Source organism: Mycolicibacterium sp. 624 (assembly GCF_040548615.1).
Taxonomy (GTDB): domain Bacteria; phylum Actinomycetota; class Actinomycetes; order Mycobacteriales; family Mycobacteriaceae; genus Mycobacterium.
The window spans coordinates 438,215-460,598 of the sequence record NZ_JBEPRZ010000005.1 but is presented as its reverse complement, the minus strand read 5'-3'; the positions used below and the strand labels follow the sequence as shown (position 1 = coordinate 460,598).

Annotated in this window: 20 protein-coding genes; 11 read left to right on the top strand and 9 right to left on the bottom strand. The window is 67.1% G+C overall.

Annotated features, from left to right (window positions below; all coding sequences use genetic code 11):
- Position 1 precedes the first annotated feature (1 nt).
- Positions 2-1,351 carry an FAD-dependent oxidoreductase gene (locus ABIA65_RS21860; protein ID WP_354524873.1) on the bottom strand — a complete coding sequence of 450 codons (1,350 nt, stop codon included), beginning with the start codon at positions 1,349-1,351 and terminating at the stop codon, positions 2-4.
- Between the two features lie 137 nt (positions 1,352-1,488).
- Here ABIA65_RS21860 and ABIA65_RS21855 point away from each other — a divergent pair, with 137 nt between their 5' ends.
- Positions 1,489-1,965: an SRPBCC family protein gene (locus ABIA65_RS21855; protein WP_354524872.1), complete on the top strand. Its 477-nt coding sequence runs from the start codon at positions 1,489-1,491 to the stop codon at positions 1,963-1,965.
- A 13-nt stretch (positions 1,966-1,978) separates the two neighbouring features.
- Here ABIA65_RS21855 and ABIA65_RS21850 read toward each other — a convergent pair whose 3' ends face one another.
- Positions 1,979-3,667, bottom strand: coding sequence for a DEAD/DEAH box helicase (locus ABIA65_RS21850; RefSeq protein WP_354524871.1), 1,689 nt, complete (start codon positions 3,665-3,667; stop codon positions 1,979-1,981).
- 184 nt (positions 3,668-3,851) lie between these two features.
- Here ABIA65_RS21850 and ABIA65_RS21845 point away from each other — a divergent pair, with 184 nt between their 5' ends.
- Positions 3,852-6,401, top strand: coding sequence for an excinuclease ABC subunit UvrA (locus ABIA65_RS21845; RefSeq protein ID WP_241401200.1), 2,550 nt, complete (start codon positions 3,852-3,854; stop codon positions 6,399-6,401).
- On the opposite strand, the gene ABIA65_RS21840 is transcribed toward ABIA65_RS21845, so the two are convergent.
- Together ABIA65_RS21840 and ABIA65_RS21835 are read right to left on the bottom strand one after the other, a co-directional pair.
- The gene (locus tag ABIA65_RS21840) at positions 6,398-6,901 is read right to left on the bottom strand and encodes a cupin domain-containing protein (RefSeq protein ID WP_241401199.1); all 504 of its coding nucleotides are present in this window, start codon (positions 6,899-6,901) and stop codon (positions 6,398-6,400) included. The genes ABIA65_RS21845 and ABIA65_RS21840 overlap by 4 nt on opposite strands.
- Before the next feature lie 30 nt (positions 6,902-6,931).
- Complete coding sequence (locus tag ABIA65_RS21835; RefSeq protein ID WP_241401198.1) at positions 6,932-7,759, bottom strand: DUF5995 family protein; 828 nt, start codon at positions 7,757-7,759, stop codon at positions 6,932-6,934.
- 213 nt (positions 7,760-7,972) lie between these two features.
- Here ABIA65_RS21835 and groL point away from each other — a divergent pair, with 213 nt between their 5' ends.
- Positions 7,973-9,598 carry a chaperonin GroEL gene (gene groL, locus ABIA65_RS21830; protein ID WP_241401197.1) on the top strand — a complete coding sequence of 542 codons (1,626 nt, stop codon included), beginning with the start codon at positions 7,973-7,975 and terminating at the stop codon, positions 9,596-9,598.
- A 74-nt stretch (positions 9,599-9,672) separates the two neighbouring features.
- Here groL and ABIA65_RS21825 read toward each other — a convergent pair whose 3' ends face one another.
- Entirely contained in the window at positions 9,673-10,998 is a 1,326-nt protein-coding gene (locus ABIA65_RS21825; RefSeq protein WP_502919598.1) for an MFS transporter, read from the bottom strand.
- 75 nt (positions 10,999-11,073) lie between these two features.
- Complete coding sequence (locus ABIA65_RS21820) at positions 11,074-11,448, bottom strand: pyridoxamine 5'-phosphate oxidase family protein (RefSeq protein WP_354524870.1); 375 nt, start codon at positions 11,446-11,448, stop codon at positions 11,074-11,076.
- Between the two features lie 123 nt (positions 11,449-11,571).
- Between ABIA65_RS21820 and ABIA65_RS21815 the strand changes: the two genes are divergently transcribed.
- Positions 11,572-12,909: a hypothetical protein gene (locus ABIA65_RS21815; protein ID WP_354524869.1), complete on the top strand. Its 1,338-nt coding sequence runs from the start codon at positions 11,572-11,574 to the stop codon at positions 12,907-12,909.
- 47 nt (positions 12,910-12,956) lie between these two features.
- Here the strand turns inward: ABIA65_RS21815 and ABIA65_RS21810 are convergent, their stop codons facing one another.
- The gene (locus tag ABIA65_RS21810; RefSeq protein ID WP_354524868.1) at positions 12,957-14,687 is read right to left on the bottom strand and encodes an N-acyl-D-amino-acid deacylase family protein; all 1,731 of its coding nucleotides are present in this window, start codon (positions 14,685-14,687) and stop codon (positions 12,957-12,959) included.
- A gap of 47 nt (positions 14,688-14,734) precedes the next feature.
- Between ABIA65_RS21810 and ABIA65_RS21805 the strand changes: the two genes are divergently transcribed.
- A complete protein-coding gene (locus ABIA65_RS21805) occupies positions 14,735-15,124 on the top strand; it encodes a VOC family protein (RefSeq protein WP_241401193.1) in 390 nt (129 codons plus the stop codon).
- 59 nt (positions 15,125-15,183) lie between these two features.
- Here the strand turns inward: ABIA65_RS21805 and ABIA65_RS21800 are convergent, their stop codons facing one another.
- Positions 15,184-15,735 (bottom strand): ClbS/DfsB family four-helix bundle protein, encoded by a 552-nt coding sequence (locus ABIA65_RS21800; protein WP_354524867.1) that lies wholly within the window; start codon positions 15,733-15,735, stop codon positions 15,184-15,186.
- A 39-nt stretch (positions 15,736-15,774) separates the two neighbouring features.
- Between ABIA65_RS21800 and ABIA65_RS21795 the strand changes: the two genes are divergently transcribed.
- From ABIA65_RS21795 to ABIA65_RS21770, 6 genes are all read left to right on the top strand, one after another.
- Complete coding sequence (locus ABIA65_RS21795; protein ID WP_354524866.1) at positions 15,775-16,311, top strand: mycothiol transferase; 537 nt, start codon at positions 15,775-15,777, stop codon at positions 16,309-16,311.
- Positions 16,308-16,880, top strand: a complete 573-nt coding sequence (locus ABIA65_RS21790) for a PA-phosphatase (RefSeq protein WP_241401190.1) — start codon at positions 16,308-16,310, stop codon at positions 16,878-16,880. The genes ABIA65_RS21795 and ABIA65_RS21790 overlap by 4 nt, the downstream gene beginning before the upstream one ends.
- Before the next feature lie 9 nt (positions 16,881-16,889).
- Complete coding sequence (locus tag ABIA65_RS21785; RefSeq protein ID WP_241401189.1) at positions 16,890-18,419, top strand: aldehyde dehydrogenase family protein; 1,530 nt, start codon at positions 16,890-16,892, stop codon at positions 18,417-18,419.
- A gap of 79 nt (positions 18,420-18,498) precedes the next feature.
- Positions 18,499-19,362, top strand: coding sequence for a polyphosphate kinase 2 (gene ppk2, locus ABIA65_RS21780; RefSeq protein ID WP_241405853.1), 864 nt, complete (start codon positions 18,499-18,501; stop codon positions 19,360-19,362).
- Between the two features lie 33 nt (positions 19,363-19,395).
- A complete protein-coding gene (locus ABIA65_RS21775) occupies positions 19,396-20,244 on the top strand; it encodes a hypothetical protein (protein WP_241401188.1) in 849 nt (282 codons plus the stop codon).
- A 51-nt stretch (positions 20,245-20,295) separates the two neighbouring features.
- The gene (locus ABIA65_RS21770; protein ID WP_354524865.1) at positions 20,296-21,285 is read left to right on the top strand and encodes a DUF2889 domain-containing protein; all 990 of its coding nucleotides are present in this window, start codon (positions 20,296-20,298) and stop codon (positions 21,283-21,285) included.
- On the opposite strand, the gene ABIA65_RS21765 is transcribed toward ABIA65_RS21770, so the two are convergent.
- Positions 21,265-22,164: a crotonase/enoyl-CoA hydratase family protein gene (locus ABIA65_RS21765; RefSeq protein ID WP_354524864.1), complete on the bottom strand. Its 900-nt coding sequence runs from the start codon at positions 22,162-22,164 to the stop codon at positions 21,265-21,267. The genes ABIA65_RS21770 and ABIA65_RS21765 overlap by 21 nt on opposite strands.
- Positions 22,165-22,384: the final 220 nt, after the last annotated feature.

The following is a 22,384-nucleotide window of genomic DNA, read 5'->3' as shown; positions in this document are numbered from 1 at the left end:
GTCAACCGCGGCCCGCGCGGATCATGTCGTCGCGTGCGACTACCTTGACCCGATCACGACCCTGCTGGGCGCCGAGCGCGATCTCGTGCGCGTCGAGCCGCTCCCACTCGGCCCATGTGGTGTAGTCCACGCCCCGGCCCCGCAGGTGTTCCAGGATGGCATCACCGTCGCTGCCGTCGCTGAGCTCGGGTCTCGGGAGGCCGGGCAGATCCGCCAGCAGGCTCACGATGGTCTCGGAGGCATCGGATTTCGTGTGGCCGATCAGCCCGATCGGTCCCCGCTTGATCCATCCGGTCACGTACGTTCCCTCGATGGGCACGCCATCCATGTCCAGGATTCGGCCTGCGTCGTGTGGGACGACCCCGGCGTGATGGTCGAACGGCAAGTCGGCCAGGTGCGACGGCAGATAGCCCACCGCCCGGTAGACCGCCTCGACGGGCCAGTCGACGTACTCACCGGTGCCCCGCACGGTGCCGTCACCGATCAACTCGGTGCGCTCGGTGCGCAGCCCCTCGACGCGGTCGGTGCCCAGGATGGCGACGGGAGCCTGGCACAGGTGCAGATGAATCCGGTGCGGCGCACCGGTCGGCTCCTTCTCGAGGTAGCGCAACATCGTGTCCACGACGAGCCGCGTGGACTTGCTCGCATTGATGGCCTGCTGGCTGCCCTCGTCGATCTCGAAACCCGCAGGGTGAACTATGACGTCGACGCTCGGGGAGTGCGACAGTTCGCGGAATTCCATTGGCGTGAACTTGATTTGGGCCGGACCACGCCGGGCGAAGACGTGAACGTCGGTGGCTTGATTGAGGGAGAGACCGCGGTAGACGTTGCCGGGGATCTCGGTGGAGAGTTGTTCGTCGGCGGGCTTGGCGAGCATTCTCGCGATGTCGAGAGCCACGTTGCCCGCACCGAGTACGGCGACGTTCTTCGCGGTCAGTGGCCAGTCCGCGGGCACGTCGGGGTGGCCGTCGTACCACGACACGAAGTCGGCGGCGCCGTGGCTGCCAGGCAGGTCGACGCCGGGGATGTCCAGGTTGCGGTCGGCGCGCGCGCCGGTGGCGAAGATGACGGCGTCGTAGATGCGGCGCAGATCCGACAGCTTGATATCGGTGCCGTAGTGGACGTTGCCGATGAACCGGATCGCGTCGCGGGACAGCACCCGGCGCAGCGCCTTGACGATCTCCTTGATGCGGGGGTGGTCGGGAGCCACGCCGTAGCGGACCAGTCCGTAAGGCGCGGGCAACCGGTCGAAGACGTCGACTCGGGCGTGTCCGTACTCGCTGGTCAGGATGTCAGCGGCGTAGATTCCCGCCGGACCCGCCCCGATCACCGCGACCTTGATGTCTCGCATCGCTCACCTTTCCTGTTAGGTGAGGCAAGCCTAAGTAAAAGGAGGCCTGGCCGTGAGGTCTCCCTCGGGAGATCCGCGTCACGCTCGACCTCGCCTCGCCGCGATGACTTCTCGGGTCCGGACGAGTCGGTACCGGCATGAGCAATGAACTGGTAATCGTGAAAACCACCGTCGGTGCGCCCGTCGAGAACGTCTTCGCCGTGCTTGCCGATCCCTCGTCGCACCAGGCCATCGACGGCACCGGCTGGGTGCGGGAGTCCCTCGATGGGAAGCCGCTGACCGAGAACGGGCAGATCTTCCGCATGGCGATGTACCACGGCAATCACCCCGACGGCGCCTACGAGATGGCCAACAAGGTGGTGGCCCTGGAATCACCGAGCGTCATTGCCTGGGAGCCGGGCCAGGCCGGACCCGAAGGCGAGATCGAGTACGGCGGCTGGATCTGGCGTTACGACCTGGCTCCCGCCGGCGCCGACCGCACTGACGTCACCCTGACCTACGACTGGTCGGCGGTGCCGCAGGAGTTGCGCGACGAGATCCAGTTCCCGCCTTTCCCGCTGGCGCACCTGGAGAACTCGCTGGGGCACCTGGCGCAGCTGGCCGAGCAGCGCTAGGAGTTCCTCGCGGCTAGGTCTTCAACGTGCGGACGGCCTCGATGCGGGCGCTGATCTGTTCGGAGTTCGCCGCCGCGAGCACCGGGCCACCGCAGATTCGCCGCAGCTCGTTGTGAATCCAGCCGTGCGGCTTGCCCGTTCGGTGATGGGCGAGGGTCACCAGCGCGTTGAGTTCACGTCGCAGATCGCGCAACTGGCCGTGGGTGGTTGACGTCACCGGCAGCGTCCCGCCCGCTGCGGTGCGCTTGTCGAGCTGCTCTTCCTGCCTGCGCCGCAACAGGTCTCGCATCTGGGTGGCGTCGAGCAGCCCGGGGATCCCGAGGTAGTCGGCCTCCTCGTCGCTGCCCGCGGGGGTGGCCGTCCCGAACGACGAGCCGTCGAAGATGACCTGGTCGAGTTCGGCCTCGGCGCCGAGCATCTCGAAGCCGTTGTCCAGCTCGCTGGGCTCGGACTTCGCCTTCTCCTCGTACTCGTCGAACTCGCCGTCGGACTCGCGGTGCGGCTTGCCCAGGATGTGATTGCGCTGGGCCTCCATCTCGCTGGCCAGCTCCAGGAGGTTGGGCACAGACGGCAGGAAGATGCTGGCGGTCTCGCCCCGGCGGCGCAGGCGCACATAACGGCCGATCGCCTGCGCGAAGAACAGCGGTGTCGACGCGCTGGTGGCGTACACCCCTACCGACAGGCGAGGCACGTCCACGCCCTCGGACACCATTCGCACCGCGACCAACCAGCGACTGGTGCCCTGGGAGTACTCCGTGATTCGGTCCGAGGCGCCCTTGTCGTCCGACAGCACGACGGTGGGGGTCTCACCGGTGATCTTCGTCAGCAGCTCGGCATAGGCGCGGGCCGCCGTCTGGTCGGAGGCGATGATCATGCCGCCGGCGTCCGGCACGTGCTGGCGCTTCTGTTGCAGCCGCTTGTCGGCCGCGGCGATCACCGCGGGCATCCAGTCACCCGCGGGGTTCAGGGCGGTTCGCCAGGCGCGGGCGGTCTGTTCGGCGTTGAGCGGTTCGCCGAGACGTGCCGCGTGCTCCTCGCCCGCGCTGTCGCGCCAGCGCGACTCACCGGAGTAGGCCAGGAACACGACGGGGCGAACGACGCCGTCGGCCAGCGCGTCGGCGTAACCGTAGGTGTGGTCGGCCTGCGAGCGCTCCAACCCGTCGGGGCCGCGCTCATAGGTGACGAAGGGGATGGCGCTGTCGTCACTTCGGAACGGCGTACCGGTCAGCGCGAGCCGCCGCGTCGCGTCGTCGAACGCCTCGCGGACCGCATCGCCCCAACTCTTGGCGTCGCCGCCGTGGTGGATCTCGTCGAAGATGACCAGCGTGCGCCGATTCTCGGTGCGCACCCGGTGACGTCCCGGATGGCTGGCGACCTGGGCATAGGTGACGACCACGCCGTGGTACTCATCGGAGTTCTGCGCCGAGGAGTTGCTGAACTTGGGGTCGAGTGCGATGCCCTGGTTCATCGCGGACTTCGCCCACTGGATCTTGAGGTGTTCGGTGGGAACCACCACGGTGATCCGCTCGACGACACCCTCGGACAGCAGCTCGGCCGCGATGCGCAGCGCAAACGTAGTCTTACCCGATCCCGGGGTCGCCACCGCGAGAAAATCACGAGGAGCGGCGGTCAGATACTTCACCAACGCCCGACGTTGCCAGCCCCGCAAAGTCTGGGTGCTGGGCGCTTCGTATGCCCGCACCCGAAGACTCCTATCTGGTCGAAGGACACTCTAGGGCAAGCGGTTCCGGCAGCGCACATCCGCCGGGCGTGTCTGGGGAACTAGCGTGTCGGAGTGTCATGGGCGGGTAACACCGCCGCCGACCGACGACGCGTCCAGTCGAGTCATCGGGTTTCGAATCGATGAATGAGAGCAAACTCATAGCATGCCTGCGACGCCGAATGCCGATCATGACCCGTTCGTTCGAGTCCTTGGCTCCAGCGTGCACAACCTACGCGGCATCGACGTCAGCGCGCCGCGCGACGCCCTGGTGGCGTTCACCGGCATCTCGGGCTCCGGCAAGTCCTCGCTGGCGTTCGGGACGATCTACGCGGAGGCACAGCGGCGGTACTTCGAGTCGGTGGCGCCGTATGCCCGCCGACTGCTGCTGCCCACCGGCGCGCCCAAGGTGGACGACATCACCGGACTGCCACCCGCCGTCGCGCTGCAGCAGAGACGCGGATCGGTGTCATCGCGGTCATCGGTCGGCACGGTCACGACGCTGTCGAACCTGTTGCGGATGCTGTTCTCCCGCGCGGGCACGTTCCCGAAGGGCTTCACCGAGCGCCTCGACTCCGATGCGTTCTCGCCGAACACCGCGGTCGGCGCCTGCCCGGAGTGCCACGGCCTGGGGCGCATCCACCAGGTGACCGAGCAGACGCTCGTTCCGGATCCGTCGCTGACCATCCGCGAGGGTGCCGTCGCCGCGTGGCCGGGAGCATGGCAGGGCCAGAACCTGCGCGACATCCTCATCACGCTGGGCTACGACATCGACAAGCCGTGGCACAAGCTCCCGAAGCGCGACCGCAACTGGATTCTGTTCACCGACCAGCAGCCGACCGTCGAGATCCATCCGAACCGGGCTGCCGTCACCGCCGACTACTTCTACAACGGCACCTTCTCCAGTGCCGAGCGGCACGTCCGCCACACCCTGGCCAACTCGCAGAGCGCCATGATGCGCCGACGGGTGCTGAAGTTCGTCGACAGCGTCGACTGCCCGCTCTGCGATGGGTCGGGCCTTCGAGCCGAGGCGCTCGCCGTGACCTTCGCGGGCCGCAACATCGCCGAACTGGTGGCGCTGCCGCTGGCCGAACTCGCCGAGGTGCTCCGGCCCGCCGCCGAACGCACCGACTTCGAGGCCGCCTACGAGTCCACCGAGTCAGGCGAGCTGACCGAGGTCGCCACGATGATCGCCGCGGACCTGGTCGCCAGGGTCCAGGTGCTCGTCGAACTCGGGCTCGGTTACCTGGCCCTGAACCGCCGCACGCCGACGGTGTCGCCGGGGGAGTTGCAGCGGCTGCGGCTGGCCACCCAGTTGCGGGCTGGACTGTTCGGCGTCCTCTACGTCCTCGACGAACCGTCGGCGGGGCTGCACCCGGCCGACGCCGAGCCACTGCTCGACGTGCTCGACCGGCTGCGGCGGGCAGGGAACTCGTTGTTCGTGGTCGAACACGACATGGACGTGGTCCGGAGAGCGGACTGGATCGTCGACGTCGGCCCCGGCGCGGGCGAACTCGGCGGTGAGGTGCTCTACAGCGGTCCGGTGCCTGGGTTGGCCGATGTGCCCGCCTCGATCACCCGCGGGTACCTGTTCGACGCGACACCACCCGCGCCGCGGGTTCCGCGCACGCCATCGGGGACGCTGCGGTTGCGCGGTATCACCTTCCACAACCTTCGCGACCTCGATGTCGACATCCCGCTGGGCACCTACACCGCCGTCACCGGCGTCTCCGGCTCCGGCAAGTCGACACTGGTCTACAAGGTGCTCGGTGACGTCGTCGCCCGCCATCTGGGCGGCGAGGCCGCCGAACCGGACCGAGACGCCGACGCCGACACCGAGATGATCGACCTGGACCGTGACGCGAGCGTCGGCGTCACCGCTGACGGAGTCGAGCTGATCGACCGGCTGGTGGCCGTCGATCAGAAGCCGATCGGGCGGACACCCCGTTCGACACTGGCCACCTACACCGGGCTGTTCGACGCCGTGCGAAAGGTCTACGCCGCCACGCCCAAGGCGCGTCGCCGCGGATGGACCGCGGGCCGGTTCTCCTTCAATGTCGCCGAAGGGCGTTGCCCCACCTGCCAGGGCGAGGGCTTCGTATCCGTTGAACTCCTGTTCCTGCCGGGCACCTACGGCCAGTGCCCGACATGCCACGGCGCCCGCTACAACGAGGCGACGCTCGAGGTGCGCTACCGCGACCGCACGATCGCCGACGTTCTCGCGATGACCGTGGACGAGGCATCGGTGTTCTTCGCCGACGTCGCCGGTGCGGCGCGCTCCCTGACGACGCTGAAGGAGGTCGGGCTGGGTTACCTTCGCCTCGGGCAACCCGCAACTGAGCTCTCCGGCGGTGAGGCGCAGCGGATCAAGCTGGCCACCGAACTGCAAACGTCCACGCCACCGAGCGAGGCTCGCCGAGCGAGCAGACGTCGTCGCCACACGCTCTATGTCCTCGACGAGCCGACGACCGGTTTGCATCCAGCCGACGTGGACCTGCTCGACGGCCAACTGCACAGCCTCGTCGACGCGGGCAACACTGTCGTCGTCGCCGAACATGACATGCGCCTGGTGGCTGGCACGGACTGGGTCGTCGACCTCGGTCCGGGTGCAGGCGAGGCGGGTGGGCGCGTCGTCGCCGCAGGTACCCCGGAGCACGTGGCGGCCGCTGGACAGAGCCGTACCGCGCCGTATCTGGCCGCGCGGCTACGCACCTAGTCCACGAAGTGGTTGTCGTTCGCGGCGAACCACTCGGCGCGCTCCGCGTCGGTCAGGTCGCCGAGGTGGGCCAGACCCTCGAAGTAGTGCTCGCGCGGTGCGCCAGGGGCGAACAGCATCAGCATCGAGGCCGGGTCGTCGACCTCATTGCGGAAGCCGTGGATACCGCCCGGCGGTACGAACACGAAGTCGTTCTGCCCGGCGCGTGTCCACTCGGTGCCGTCGTAGATCGTCACCGACCCCGACAGCACGAAGAACGCCTCCGACATGGCGCGGTGGAAGTGCGGACCCGGTCCGCCCGCCCGCGGCGCGAGGTCGACGCGGAATAGTCCGTAGTCGCCGTCGGTCTTCTTCTGGTTGGCCAGATAGTGGTACTGCACCAGCCCGAAGGAGTCGTAGTCGGCCGGCTCGTCACCGCGGCGCAGTGTCGCGCTGACCTCGGGTTCGCCGGTGTAGCGCACGGGCGGATACGGCGGTACCTCTCGGGTCCACAGCGACATGACGCCACATTACGTCGGCGATCTCACGCCTCAGTCGAGGTTGAGCTTCGGCGGCGCGGGTGTCGCCGCGATCTCGCTGAGCCTGGCGATGTTGCGCTTCACGTCGCGGCACTCCTCGTCGGCGATGAGGTCATAGGCCAGGGCGAACGGGCCGCGGATGAACGTGAACGATCCCTGTCGCGCGACCACCCGGTCCCGAACCCCGATCGCATAGGGATCCAGGGCGGCCGGTGAGAAGGCGAGTGCCTTGGCGAACCGCCACGCGCTGTCGCGCCACAGCTTCACACTCATGCCGATGAGGGAGGACTCCTCGCCGGGGATGAAGTCCAGCACCCGCTTGAGGGTGGGGGACAGATCCTCGACCTGATCGAGGACATCGTCGGCCTGCCCGGCCAGCACGGCGTTGACCTTGAGGAAATCCTCCCGCACCGAGTTCAGGTTGCGTCCACCGCAGAGCGTGTCGAGCGCGACGCCGAGGTCTAGGGCGATGTGGGCGTTGATCCCGGCCAGCAGGTGTTGGGTGAGAATCGGCTCGTCCTGCTCGGCGTGGTCGAACGTGATCCGCCACGAGTGCGTCGGCTTGGGGTAGTGGTCTCGGTGGAAGTAGCCGTTCATCGCGTCGAAGTACCGGTTGGCGAAGGCCACGTCGAGCCGCTGCATCCGCTCGGCGTCGGAGAAGCTGCCGCCGTCGGCGGCGGCCTCGATCGCGAGGTTGATGCGCTTGTAGAGCGCGGCGAAGTAGCCCACCCGGCTGCACGCGTCGTGGGACCAGTCGATCAACCTGTCGAGTGACGTCGTGGCCGCAGCGAAGGTCTCGGCGTGTCGGATTCGCGGTGGAGCGGACGGAGTCGCGGGCACCTGGACATGTTCTCTGACCTTTCCGCTGTAAGCGGACAGTTCCGCCAACCTTGCACTCGCCATGGCCGAGTGCTAAAAATGACGTTGGCACTCGCGATCGGCGAGTGCTAGGTCGGGACGGTGAGACTGGGCCGCACAGCCATGGTCGTCCGTCGCGGGCACTGAACCCGACCAACAAACGTGCGATCCCCTAATTCGGAGGAATCACTCGCAATGGCCAAGACAATTGCGTACGACGAAGAGGCACGCCGCGGCCTCGAGCGGGGCCTGAACGCCCTCGCCGACGCGGTAAAGGTGACGTTGGGGCCCAAGGGTCGCAACGTCGTTCTGGAGAAGAAGTGGGGCGCCCCCACGATCACCAACGATGGTGTGTCCATCGCCAAGGAGATCGAGCTGGAGGATCCCTACGAGAAGATCGGCGCTGAGCTGGTCAAGGAAGTTGCCAAGAAGACTGACGATGTCGCTGGCGACGGAACCACCACCGCCACCGTGCTCGCCCAGGCCCTGGTTCGCGAAGGCCTGCGCAACGTCGCTGCCGGCGCCAACCCGCTCGGCCTGAAGCGCGGCATCGAGAAGGCCGTCGAGAAGATCACCGAGACGCTGCTTGCTTCGGCCAAGGAGGTCGAGACCAAGGAGCAGATCGCTGCGACCGCGGGCATCTCCGCCGGTGACCAGTCGATCGGCGACCTGATCGCCGAGGCTCTGGACAAGGTTGGCAACGAGGGTGTCATCACCGTCGAGGAGTCCAACACCTTTGGCCTGCAGCTCGAGCTCACCGAGGGCATGCGCTTCGACAAGGGCTACATCTCGGGCTACTTCGTCACCGACGCCGAGCGTCAGGAAGCCGTCCTGGAGGATCCCTACATCCTGCTGGTCAGCTCCAAGGTGTCGACCGTCAAGGATCTGCTGCCCCTGCTGGAGAAGGTCATCCAGTCCGGCAAGCCGCTGCTGATCATCGCCGAGGACGTCGAGGGCGAGGCGCTCTCCACGCTCGTCGTCAACAAGATCCGTGGCACCTTCAAGTCCGTCGCCGTCAAGGCCCCGGGCTTCGGTGACCGCCGCAAGGCCATGCTGCAGGACATCGCGATCCTGACCGGTGGCCAGGTCATCAGCGAAGAGGTTGGCCTCTCGCTGGAGACCGCTGACGTCGCACTGCTGGGCACCGCCCGCAAGGTCGTCATCACCAAGGACGAGACCACCATCGTCGAGGGCTCGGGCGACTCCGACGCCATCGCCGGCCGGGTGGCCCAGATCCGCGCCGAGATCGAGAACAGCGACTCCGATTACGACCGCGAGAAGCTGCAGGAGCGCCTGGCCAAGCTGGCCGGTGGCGTTGCTGTGATCAAGGCCGGAGCTGCCACCGAGGTGGAGCTCAAGGAGCGCAAGCACCGCATCGAGGACGCCGTTCGCAACGCGAAGGCTGCCGTCGAAGAGGGCATCGTCGCCGGTGGTGGCGTGGCGCTGCTGCAGGCCGCTCCCGCGCTGGACGATCTGAAGCTCGAAGGCGATGAGGCCACTGGCGCCAACATCGTCCGGGTCTCGCTGTCGGCCCCGCTCAAGCAGATCGCCTTCAACGGTGGCCTGGAGCCGGGTGTCGTCGCGGAGAAGGTCTCGAACCTTCCCTCGGGTCACGGCCTGAACGCCGCGACCGGCGTGTACGAGGACCTGCTGGCCGCCGGCGTTGCCGACCCGGTCAAGGTCACCCGCTCGGCGCTGCAGAACGCAGCGTCCATCGCGGCGCTGTTCCTCACCACTGAGGCCGTCGTCGCCGACAAGCCGGAGAAGGCCGCCGCACCTGCGGGCGACCCGACCGGTGGCATGGGCGGCATGGACTTCTGATTTCTGGAAGTTCCTAGCTTCACACGGAAGGCCCGGCTCGCTTGCGAGCCGGGCCTTTTCGTGTGCCGGGGGACCTACTCGAGGTCGCGTAGCGGCGTCGGCTTGAGTAGCAGCGTCGCGATCACACTGATGGTCGCCGTCGTCACCAGGTAGGTGCATGCGATCCAGGGCGACCCACCGGCCACGCCGATCAACGCCGTGAGGATCAGCGGGGTCAGGCCCGAGGCGTACACACCGGACAGCTGGTAGACGGTCGAGAGCCCGGTGTAGCGAATCCGGGCGGGGAACAGCGATGCGTAGAGCGTGCCCTGCGCGCCGTAGAACAGCGCGTGGATGACGCCGAACACCACGAGCAACGCCAGCGCGTAGAGCCAGATGTTCCCGGTGCCGAACAGGGCGAAGACCGGGAACACGGAGATGGCGTACGCCGCGATTCCTGTGGTGTACACCCGCTTTGCGCCGAACCGATCGGTGAGCAAGCCCGAGACCGGCAGGAGCGCCGCCATCAGCAGGGCAGCGGCCGTGACGGAGATCAGAACCGGAACCTTGTCGAGTTTGAGGGTGCTCGTCGCATAGGCGATCGCGAAGACACCCCACGTGTTGAAGGCGGCTCCCTCGCCCCATCGCGACAGCATGCCGAGCACCGTCGAGCGGAGCACGGGCGGTTTGAAGATCTCCCGCAGGGGAACCGCGGCGCGGTCGTCGCTGTCACGCACCCTCTCGAAAGACGGTGTCTCGCTGGCCCGCAGACGTACCACGACGCCGAAGATCACCAGCACGATGCTGAGCAGGAACGCGATTCGCCACCCGTACGTCAGGAAGGCGTCATCCGGAAGGGTGATCTGAAGCAGGGCGAAGACACCGGTGCCCAGCGCGAGGCCCAGCGCCAGACCGACCTGCGGGATGCTGCCGAACAGGCCGCGGCGCTTCGGCGGGCTGTGCTCGACCGCCAACAGGACTGCGCCGGCCCACTCGCCACCCAGTGCGAAGCCCTGCACGATGCGCAGCAGCAACAGCAGAATGGGTGCCAGCACGCCGATCTGCGCTGCGGTGGGCAGCACACCCATCAGCGCCGTCGCGCCGCCCATCAGCAGCATCGTGAAGGCCAGCGTCTTCTTGCGCCCGATCCGGTCTCCGACGTGGCCGAAGACGAAGCCGCCGATCGGCCGCACCAGGAAGCCGACCGCGAACGTCGCGAACGACAGCAGCGTCCCGACGAACGTCGACTGGTCAGGGAAGAACGCGTGGTTGAACACCAGGCTGGCGGCGGTTGCGTAGAGGAAGAAGTCGTACCACTCGATCGTGGTGCCGACCAGGCTCGCCCACAGCGCCGTGCGGGCCTGCGGTGAGATGGTGGCGCTCTGATCGTCGGTGATGACGGGCGCATTGGTGACAGTCACATCGAACAGCTAGGCCACATGCGTGCCGGTGTTCACAGGGTTGCAACCGTGATGATCGCAACTGATCGTGCCGGCTCAGCCCTCGGCGAGTGGCACGCAGTCCTCCGCACGGCCCGATGCGGAGGGGGTGCGGGGCGTGGCGGACCGGTGCAGCACCGCTCGCGTCGGCGTCGCGCACAGCCCGTCGCCCTCCACCTCGCCGCGTCCGTCGACGATGAGCGAGTAGCCGCCCTGCTCGCGGGGTGGCCACAGCAGTGTGACGTCGGCGTGCTCAATCACGTTGCGGCGAGTGGTGTTTCCGATGTGGCCGATGTTGAACACGCCGCCCGAGATGACCGTGTCGATGGAGACGGTGTGCGCGCGGAAATCGTCGCCGACTGTGATCAGGTAGCCGAGTCCGAAGTCGCTCAGCGCATCGGACAGACGGTCGAGATCCACCTTGATGCTCATGTGGCGAGGGTACGGCCCGCAGTTGTGAAATCTGAATTAAGGATCAGCAAACCATTGACGAAGACGTAAATATGACCCATATACTCGCCTTGCGACAGGGGGTCGCACCATTGAGGGGGATTTGTGAACGCTGTTTCTATTCGTCCGCAGACGAAGTTCGCCGCCGCGTTGGTGGCCGCCGGTGTGGTCTCGGCGGCATCGATCGTCGGGGTGCCGGAGTATCGCGGCCTGCCAGCTATCACCACGGATGTGGCGAACGCGTCCGTGGTGACCGACGCGCTGTACAAGCTGGGCGACGCCGTCAATGGCGTCGCGGCCGGCGTGACCATCGCGTTGGATGGTGCGTTGTCGTTGCCGTTCGATGCCCTCACGGCCATCGCCGCCGCCGCGCAGAACCCGTCTCTGAGCCCGAACGTGTTGTCCTGGTTGGTTCAGCGGTACGTCAACCCGTCCGCCAGCTACATGCCCTACACATACGCGTGGGACATCAGGGCGTACTCGATTGAGCCGCTGGCCGAACTGCTGCCGAATCCGTTCGGGCCAGCCATCATCAACGCCGTCGAGCAGATCTCCGATGCGATCGGTGGCGCACTCGCCCATCTGCCCAGCTCGGCTCCCGGAGTGGATGCGACGGATGCGTTCTGGGGCACCGACATCGGCCGCACGCTCGCTGCCGTTAACTACGCCGTCACCGCACCTGTGTGGATGCTGTACAACACCGTGTACTACCTGGGTTATCTGCCAGCAGACCTGGAGGCGACCTTCGAGTCGGCGATTCGGAATCCGAGTGAGATTCCCGGCTTGGTGAGCAACCTGGTGTACGGGCTGCTGTCGCCGAGTTACGGGCTGCTCGGGGGTCTGCTGGACGCCGCCGCCCGGCCGTTCAACACTCTGCCGGGGCCGATCGGCGAGCTGGCGAGCAGCGTCTTCACGGCCATCTCCGATAGCGTCGACCACCTGCTGTCGCGGCTCCCCGACCCGATCTCGCCGAACCAGTCGCTGCTGGGCCAGAGTTCGGCGCAGTTCACCGTCACGTCGGACGAGCCGAGCGCGTTGCCGCAGGCGTCGCTCGAGGTCCCAGGCGCTGTCGCGTTGTCGAGTGTCGATCCGGTCGAGAAGAAGGTCGAGGCAACGGATTCTGAGCTGAACACGCTTCCGGACGCGCCGCAGGACACGCCTCCGGTGGCCGGTGACGTCGCTGCGGATGAGACACCCGCCGCGGACACGGACGTCCCTGAGGTCAAGGACGACAAGCCGGTGACGAACACGGTGAAGTCGGGTAACAAGGTTTACCCCGGCGATAAGTTCGTCAACCAGATCAAGGGCGCGATGGCCAAGGGTAAGACGGTCGAGGAACCGAAGGCCACGCCGAAGCCGGTCGACAGCGATGTCACGGCCGGCGAGCCCGAGGGTCCCGCTGACTCGGATTCAGGAGCCGCTGACTCGCCCGCGGCCGCATAGGTTGGCGTCGAAGGGGGCCCGGTCTTCTCGCGGAGACCGGGCCTCTCTCAGGTGCGGACGCTCGGTGCCGGTTGACGGCCGCGCACCAGCTTGCCGGGCAGCGCATCGGTTGGCACACCGTGCTCGGCGATGACCTCACCCGACACGATCGTCGCGACGTACCCGTCGGCGCTCTGGTCGAGTCGACGCCCGCCGCCTGGCAGGTCATGCGCGATGACGGGCTTGTGCAGATGCACTGCCGCGTGGTCGATGACGTTGAGGTCGGCCTTGTGGCCCACTGCGATTCGGCCGCGGTCGGCGAGCCCCGCGACGCGAGCGGGAACCGACGTCAGTTCGCGGACCGCCTCGGCCACCGACAGCCGGTCCGCTGCGCGGTCGCGTGCCCAGTGCGCCAGCATGTAGGTGGGAAAGCTTGCGTCGCAGATCATTCCGTAGTGGGCGCCGCCATCGCCGAGGCCAAGGACCACGTCCTCGCGACGGAGTAGGCGAGCCACGGTGTCCAGGGAGGCGTCGCGGAAGTTGGCCAGCGTGATCAGCAGCATGGCGTGGCCGTCATCGTCGAGCAGCCGGTCGTAGGCCTCCTCGAGCGGGCTGACACCGCGGGCCTGCGCCCGGGCGCCGATGCTCTGCGACGGGTCGGGCTCGTAGTTGGGCGGATCACCCAGCGGGAACATCCAGTTCCACGCCTGCACCGCGAACATCAGCGGGTGGCCGTCACTGGCCGGGGTGTCGGCCAGGATGCGCGCCCGGACCTCGGGCTTGCGCATCACGGCGACGCGTTCGGCCAACGGGAGGTGGGCGATCTCGCGGTAACTCGGATAGAGCACGAACGGGTTGCCGCTCAGCTCCAGGCCTATCACCAGACCGATCGGGCGCGGGAAGACCTGCGCGGTGACCTCACCACCCGCTGCGTTCGCCTTCTCGACCATCGTGAGCCCGTCCTCGAAGAACGGGTCGCCGGCATTGCCTATCGCGAGGGTGAACGTCACCGGCAGACCCACGTCCTCTGCGACGTCGAACACCGTCTGCAACGCGGGCGCGAAGTCACCGGCAACGAGGTCGGGAACGAACTGGATCAGTCCGCCGCCTGCGTCCTTGACGCCGCGGGCGATGGCCTCGATCTCGGCGTGACCGGCTTCGAAACTCGGTATGGGATGGCCGCTCTCGGACTTGTGCAGAGTCAGCCGCGACGATGCGAAGCCCAGCGCTCCGACTCGAACCGCCTCCTCGGCGAGCTTGCGCATCAGTGCCAGGTCCTCGTCGGTGGCGGGTTCGCGATCGACGCCGCGCTGGCCCATCACGTACACCCGCAGCGGGGAGTGTGGCAGGAACGCGGCCACATCGATGTCCCGGCGCCGATCGTCCAGGGCATCGAGGAACTCCGGGAACGTCTCCCATGTCCACGGCAGCCCGTCGACCATCACGACGCCGGGGATGTCCTCCACGCCCGCCATGAGGTCGACGAGTGTCTCGTGGTCGTCGGCCCGGCACGGGGCGAAACCGACACCGCAGTTGCCCATCACCGCGGTGGTCACGCCGTGCGACGACGACGGCGACATGCGATCGGACCAGATGGCCTGCCCGTCGTAGTGCGTGTGCAGATCGATGAAGCCGGGTGTGACGAGCAGCCCCGTCGCGTCGATCTCGCGCGCTGCCGAACCCTCGACAGCGCCCACCGCCTCGATGACCCCGTCGGTGATCGCGACATCGCCGACAAATGGCTCACCACCGAGGCCGTCGACGATGGTGCCGTTGCGGATGAGCAAGTCATAGGCCATACACCTGAATGTACGACGGTGTCGTAGCCACATGCCACGATGGATCGATGATCGATCACTTCGGCATCAACTGCAGCGACTGGGAGAAGTCGAAGGACTTCTACGACAAGGTTCTCGGCGTGCTGGGCTTCACCCGTCAGATGGACTTCGGCGTGGCCATCGGTTACGGCGCGGACGGCCATCCGCACTTCTGGATCGGCGACGCGTCGGCGGGTGATGCCTCGGGTCCCAATCGCGAGGTGCATATCGCGTTCGTGGCCAAGGACCCCGAGGCGGTGCAGACCTTCTTCCACACAGCGGTGGCGCTGGGGGTGGAACCACTGCACGAGCCCAGGCTGTGGCCGGAGTACCACGACAGCTACTACGGCGCCTTCGTTCGGGACCCCGACGGTAACAACGTCGAGGCTGTGTTCCACGGCGGCGGCCCGAAGGGTTAGGTCCTTCCCGGCCAGCGGCGTTCATCGGGGCCGGATCCCGTTGCACCATCGTGAACGAATCAGAGGTTGTTCTCTCGCAGCCATGAGCGGATGCGACGACGAGCGTTGGCATACGGCGACGAAGTGTTGAGCTGGATCATTCGCCCCGCGGTGTACTTGCCGTACCAGGGCTTCCCGTACAGGTCTTCATCGCTCATCTTCAAGACCAGAGAGAGCACACGGGACTCAGCTGCATTGAAACGGTCGAGCAGTTCGGTCCAGCTGAGGCTGGCGTAGTCGCGGTAGAACTGCTGCGCTAAATCCCCAAGTTGATTCCAGTTGTATCCGGACGCTGGGAAGGAGGGTTCAATGCCTGCGTCGCGTTGCTCATGCCACGTCAGTATGAGTTCGCTCCATCCGAGTAGATAGGCCAGAAGATCCGCAGGACTCATTAGCGTGTTCGCCTTGTGTCCTGGCAGAGATTTCTCGCGCACCTGCTCGGCCGGCACCCGTGCGAGGTCCCGCACCAACTTGTCGTACTCGCCGGTGATGGCATGCACTAGCTCTTCTTTTGAAGACGGCACAGCCAAAGTCTGTTTCCCTTCCGAGCAGAGCAGCGATGACGCCCACACCAGTCGGAATATTGCACCACAGGCGTAACTTTGGCGGACATGGCGCAAGCAAATATCGACGCGGCGCGCGAACTGCTCCGCGACTCCTTCACCCGCCTCATCGAACACGCCGACGAAATCACCGACGGGCTGACCGACGCCGTGTCGTCGTACCGTCCGACACCGGAGGCCAACAGCATCGCGTGGCTGCTCTGGCACAGCGCCCGCGTGCAGGACGCGCAGCTGTGCGATATCGCCGGGACCGAGCAGGTGTGGCTACGCGACGGCTGGGTCGACAAATTCGCCCTCGACCTCCCGCGGGACGCGCATGGTTACGGGCACACTCCCGAGGAGGTCGGCAAGGTTCGCGCGTCGGCTCAACTGCTGGCCGGCTACTACCACGCGGTGCACCGGATCACGCTCGAGTTCGTCGCGGGTGTGACGGCCGAGGAACTCGAGCGCATAGTCGACAGGCGCTGGACCCCGCCCGTCACGGCCAGTGCCCGCCTCGTCAGCATCATCGACGACTGCGCACAGCACCTCGGTCAGGCGGCCTACGTCAAGGGCATCGCAGTCAAGGGCCCCGCGCCTGAATGAGGCTGGTCCGATGGTGGCCGTGCGTCGCGTTGCCGCTGATGGTGTTGCTGGGGCTTGCGGTCGGCTCGGAGTCCACCCGGGTCGATGACTGGTTCATCCGGACCGGCGACGCCCATCCGGCGCTGGGCTGGCTGCTGTTCTTCACCGCGGGCCTAACGCAGGCCGTCGTGCTGGCGATCGGCATCGCCGTGGCGGCCCATCGGCGGCGCGGGCGAATGGTCGTGGTGATGGTGGTGGCACCGCTGGTCGCCCTGGTGGCGGTGCGCCTGGTCAAGCCGGTGTTCGGCCGCACCAAGGGTGGCGCGCTGGCCTATCCCAGTGGTCACACCACGCTGGCCGTGGTGGTGATCTGTCTGCTGGTAGTGCTGGCCGGTGTCACCGCGTGGGTGGTGGCTGGCGCCGTCATCGCTGTGCTGCTGGGCATGCTGGGCCAGTCGTTCACCTACCACTACTTCACCGACACTCTCGGTGCTGTGCTGCTCGGAACGGCCGTGGTGTGTCTGGCGGTCTGGACGGCCAGACTTGACAGGTGTCAACCCAGGTGCGACGTGGATCACAGCTGTGGTTAACATGGGGCCATGACAGCAACGCCCGAAGTTTCCGCGCCAGGTTCCGGCCTTCCGGAGGGCGCCATCCTCAACCCCGCCACGGGTGCCGTCGCGGGCACCGTGCGCTGGACCGACCCAGCCGATGTCGGCCGCATCGCCGCAGGTCTGCGCGTCGCCCAACGGGAATGGGAGGCACGGGGCGCCGCGGGCCGAGCGAAGGTGATGGCGCGCTACGCCGTCTGGCTCGGTGAGCACCGCGACGAGATCGAGTCACTGCTGATCGCCGAGACCGGCAAGTCCGCGACGGACGCCGCTCAAGAGGTCCCGCTGCTGATCATGATCGCGTCGTACTACATCAAGACGATGGAGAAGGCGCTGGCACCGGAGACTCGGCCGGCACCGCTGCCGTTCCTGTCGATCAAGAAGATCGCCGTGCACTACCGGCCGCGTCCGGTGGTCGGGATCATCGCGCCGTGGAACTACCCCGTCGCCAACCTCCTGATGGATGGCATCGCCGCGCTGGCCGCGGGCTGCGCCGTGCTGCTCAAGCCGTCGGAGCGCACACCGCTGACCGCCGAGCTGCTGCTGAAGGGCTGGCTCGACTCGGGTGCGCCCGAGGTGATGGCGATCGTTCAGGGCGCCCGCGAGGCCGTCGAGGCCGTCGTCGACAACGCCGACTACATCCAGTTCACCGGCTCCAGCGCAACCGGCGCGAAGGTGATGGAACGGGCCGCGCGCCGGCTCACGCCCGTCAGCCTCGAACTCGGCGGCAAGGATCCAATGATCGTGCTCGAGGACGCCGACGTCGATCTGGCCGCGCACGCCGCGGTGTGGGGTGCGATGTTCAACGCCGGCCAGACGTGTGTGTCGGTGGAGCGGGTCTACGTGCTCGACCAGGTGTATGACCAGTTCGTCGACGCCGTGGTGCGCGACGTGAAGAACCTGAAAATGGGCGCGGGCGAGGGCCACGACTTCGGCGCGCTGATCGATGACAGTCAGGTGGCCGTGACCGACCGGCACGTCGCCGACGCCGTCGCCAAGGGCGCCAGGGCGCTCACCGGTGGGCAGCGTCACGAGGGCGTCGGGAGCTTCTACCCGCCGACGGTTCTCGTCGACGTCGACCACTCGATGCTCTGCATGACGGAGGAGACGTTCGGCCCGACCCTGCCGATCATGAAGGTGTCGAGCGTCGCCGAGGCGGTGCGCCTGGCCAATGACAGCCCGTACGGGTTGAGCGCGTCGGTGTTCTCGCGTGACATCGCCCGGGCAAAGGATGTCGCGCTTGAATTGGATTGCGGCGCAGTGAACGTCAACGACGTGATCTCGAACCTGATGTGCACCACGGCCCCGATGGGCGGGTGGAAGACATCAGGCATCGGCGCGCGGTTCGGCGGCGCGGACGGCGTGCGGAAGTTCTGTCGTCAGGAGGCTGTCGTCGTGCCGCGGACCACCGTCGGTGCGGGCGGGAACTACTACAACAACTCGCTCAAGGCGCTCAAGCGGATGAACACGCTGATGACCAAGCTGGCACTGCGTCGACCGAGGCGGGTCGCCAAGTAGCAGCCGGGTAGCGCACGGCACCGTTCGTTCATCTCGGCGTCACCCCCGTGTAGGCGGGGGTCGATACGTTGCGCCGGTGATGTTGGACGGTTCTGCTCTTGATGACTACATCGTGCGCGACGACGATGACGACGATCCCGTGCTGCTCGTCCAGCGCACAGGCGAGGTCGTCGACACGTGGCGCGAGGGTTACCCATACGACGAGCGGATGAGCCGCGACGAGTACGAGCAGCAGAAGCGTCTGCTGCAGATCGAACTGCTCAAGCTGCAGAAGTGGAGCCAGGCCAACGGGCACCGGCACGTCATCGTGTTCGAGGGTCGCGACGCCGCAGGCAAGGGCGGCACCATCAAGCGGTTCATGGAGCACTTGAATCCGCGCGGCGCGCGCGTCGTCGCGCTGGAGAAGCCGACCGAGCGGGAACGCACGCAGTGGTACTTCCAGCGCTACGTTCCGCACCTGCCCGCGGCGGGGGAGGTCGTGCTGTTCGACCGGTCCTGGTACAACCGCGCGGGCGTCGAACGCGTGATGGGGTACTGCTCGCCCAAGCAGCACGCGGAGTTCATCCGGCAGGCGCCGCTGTTCGAGCAGATGCTGGTCAACGACGGCATCAGCCTGACCAAACTGTGGTTCTCGGTGACCGCGGCCGAGCAGCGCACCCGCTTCACCATCCGCCAGGTCGACCCGGTCCGGCAGTGGAAGCTCTCACCGACCGACCTCGCGTCGCTGGACAAGTGGGACGACTACACGGCGGCCAAGGAGGACATGTTCGCCTGGACCGATACCGAGGCGGCACCGTGGACCGTGGTGAAGAGCAATGACAAGAAACGCGCCAGGATCAACGCGATGCGCTACGTCCTCGGTAAGTTCGACTACGACAACAAGGATCACGAGGTGGTCGGCCGCGCCGATCCGCTCATCGTGGGACGCGCACTGGCTGACTGAGACCCGGCTGCGTCCAGGAGAGGAGGACGCGCCGTGCGGTTCGTGGCTGCGCTCCTCTTCTGGCTGCTGACAACGGTGGCGCTCGCGGTGGCGGTGCCCGCGATGTGGGCCCAGCACAACGTCGTCGACGAGGGCGGCTACGTCGCGCTGGCGCAGGCCGCGGCCACCGAACCGCCGCTGCAGAACGCGATGGCCTTGGAACTGACCGACCAGCTGGTGAACCTCGCGGGCAACAGCGGCTATGACGTGACCCCCGATCTGTTGCGCGGCGCGGCGACGACCTACACGCGCAGCGCGGCGTTCCCCGGCCAGTTCGCGACGGCCAACCGGATCGCCCACCGATGGATGTTCACCGATGCGGTGTCGCAGTCCGATGAGTCGGGGCGCTGGGAGATCGACCTGTCGCCGATGCTCGCCGATCGCTCGTTTCAGCAGACCCTGAGCGACTTCGGCATCAGCGCGCCGTCGACGCTGACGGTGCCGTTGACGGAGAACGTGTCCGATTCGCTCCGGCCGGGGCAACTGCGCCAGCTGTCCACGTGGGGTCCGTGGGCGAGCCTCGGGGCGGCGATCCTGGCGGGCGTTTTCGCGCTGCTGACACTCGCGGTTGCGCGGCGACGGGGTAAGGCCCTTGCAGCCCTGGGGGTTTCGGCGCTGGTGGTCGGTGCGGCCGGTTGGGCGGCTATCGAGGTGGCACGCCGCTACGTCGACAAGGCGCTCGATGTCACCTCCGGCGGGATCCGGCAGGTCGCTGACGCGATGGTCGGTCACGCCGTCGACAGTCTGCACCTGTGGCTGAACCTGACGTTGGCCGCAGGCGTGGTCCTGGTGGCGTTCGGGGTCGTCGTGGCGATGCTCGGTGGGTTGCGCCGGCGCGACTGACGCTCGCGGCATGCGTCGTCCTGCTAGTCGACTGCCCAGTAACGTCAGGCCATGCCTTTCCTCACGGACCTCGGGCCGCAACAGCCCGTGACCACGACGCCGTCACTCGTGCCGGGCACACTGCGGCGGATCAGCGTCATCGACACTCATCAGACCGAACCCGGGGGATCGGACGTCACCCTGCGGGGCCGTGACGTGGTGGCACGCGCATCAGGCGTCGAGGTGCTCGACCAGGTCGAACTGCGTGCGCATCTCACCGACCGCGTCATCGACGCCATCGACATTGTCGGCGCCGTCGACGACGACCGCCTCACCGCGCTGACGGGTAACCGCGTCGGGCCGGGGTTCCGCTCCGCGGTCACGCGGGTCGTTCCGGCTGACGCGGCGCGCGCGAGCCTGCTGCACCTGCTGCTCGACGACTGGGCCGGTGCAGCGCTGGTTTCCGGCTACGCACTGATGGCCGAGGCGGCAACCCGAGGCGACGAGGAGCGGCTGCCCGTCAGCGTCACCGACAACCTGGCCCCGATCTGCGCGGGCTTCGCCCACGACGCATTCATGGTCACCTACGCCCAGAGCAACGGGGTCATCCCCACGGTGCTCGGCCCGGTCGCGCCGGCCCTGGACGCGCTGCGCGACGTCGAACCGCTGCGCCCGCACGGTATGCGCCGACACCGACGCATCGACCTGCGGCCCGGCGATGCCGACTCGGCCGAGTTCGACGCCCACTTCCGCGACTCCCACGTCGACGGTGACGGGACCGAGACGATCGTGCACGAGTACACCGTGGCGGGCGTGGTGGACGTGTCCGCCCGCACCATCGTGTCGGTCGATGCGAGAGTGCATGTGCTGCCGTGGCAGGAGTGCCCGAGTGCGATCACCAGTGCGCTGCGCATACGAGGTATGGCGCTGTCCGATCTGCGGCACCGCATCAAGGGTGAGTTGGTCGGCACCAGCACCTGTACCCACCTCAACGACACATTGCGCTGCCTGGGCGACCTCGATGCCCTGCTGGAGGCGCGGCTACGGCTCGATGATGTGTGACGGATCGGGCCTGCGCTCCGGCGGCGCCTGGCTGTAGTCGCCCCATGGCCCGTCCCGGCGCTGCACCGCCGCGCGCACGCCCTCGGTTGCTGCGACGTCGATGAACTCGAGCGCGTCGGGTGTGTTGCGCATGAGCCCGTCGATGATGCCGCCGAGAGTCTGGGTGGACGCCAACCCCATGTTCTCGTAGGCCTGGTTCACGATGAGCTTCTGAGCCTGCAACTGCGACAACGGGATTCGGGCCAGCATGCCCGCGACCTCGGCGACGCGGGCCTCCAGTCGCTCGAACGGCACCGACTCGTTGATCAACTCAGCCGCAGCGGCCTCGACACCGGTCAACGGTTCCCCGGTGAGCGAGTGCCACTTGGCCTTCGCCAGGCCGAGCCGATAGATCCACATGCCGGTGAGGTAGGCGCCCCACATCCGGGCATATGGCGTGCCGATGACGGCGTCGTCGCTGGCGATGACGATATCGGCGCACAGCGCGTAGTCGCTCGCGCCGCCGACGCACCAGCCGTGCACCTGGGCGATCACCGGTTTGGATGCCCGCCAGATCGCCATGAACTTCGGCGTGGGCCCCGTCGATCGCGACGACACCATGGCGAAGTCCTTGCCCGGATCCCAGCGGCCGTCGGTGTTCATCGACTCGCCCCACTGTGCGAAGCCGCCACCGAAGTCGTAGCCGCCGGAGAACGAGCGCCCCGCCCCGCGCAGCACGATCACCTTGATCTGCGGGTCGCGCTCGGCCAGGCCGACCGCGGCCTCGATCTCGTCGGGCATCGGCGGCACGATCGTGTTGAGGTGTTCGGGCCGGTTCAGCGTGATCGTGGCGACCGGCGGCTGCGCCTTGTACAGCAGGGTCTCAAAGCTCTGGGCCATGACTGAAGTCGAGTCACTGATGGACCGGAAGTCAAGGATTCGTCGTGGACTCTTGCGTCGCTGTCGGTTTAGCGCCGAGCGACGACCTTCGTCAGCTAGAGCTGCACATCGTAATTCGCTATCCGCCTCTGCCATGCCAAGGATGGGGGCGGTACCCAAACAGATCACAGATGCCCTGTGAGCGACTTAGTGGCCGCCAGCTCCCGAGTGGGGTATCCGT